Genomic DNA, 442 nt, shown 5'->3' with positions numbered 1-442 from the left:
CGCGAGGAGGTCCGCGCACTGCCAGTGGCCGAGGCCCATGCCGCACTGGCGTTGCTCGACCCTCCCGCCGCCGCCCGGCTCGCCCCCGCAGACACCACGCGGGTAGCGCGAGCGCTGGAAGTGGTGCGCTCGACCGGCAAGCCCCTCGCCGACTGGCAAGCGGCGCGCAGCGGCGGAATCGGCGACCGCGTCGCACTCGCCGCGCTGGTCCTGCTGCCCGATCGCGACTGGCTGATGGCGCGTTGCGATGCCCGCGCGGCGGCGATGTTTGCCGACGGTGCCCGCGCGGAAGTCGCGGCGTTGCGCGATCGCCCCGACATTGCCCCCGCCGCACCGATCCGCCGTGCCATCGGCGTACCGGAACTGACGGCGGTGCTGGCCGGAGAAATGACCGAAGATCAAGCGCTTGATCTAACGTGCGTCGCTACCCGGCAATATGCCA

The 442-nt window shown here is 72.2% G+C and carries 1 protein-coding gene; it reads left to right on the top strand.

The features are described 5' to 3' along the window. Nucleotides 1-442, top strand: a 442-nt coding sequence (locus tag AACY45_RS28655) for a tRNA dimethylallyltransferase (RefSeq protein WP_339548849.1), incomplete at both ends; no start/stop codon positions are given.

The organism is Pseudomonas sp. RA_35y_Pfl2_P32 (assembly GCF_963970735.1).
Taxonomy (GTDB): Bacteria; Pseudomonadota; Gammaproteobacteria; order Pseudomonadales; family Pseudomonadaceae; genus Aquipseudomonas.
The sequence above is the reverse complement of the archived record's forward strand: the minus strand, read 5'-3'. Positions and strand labels throughout refer to the sequence as shown.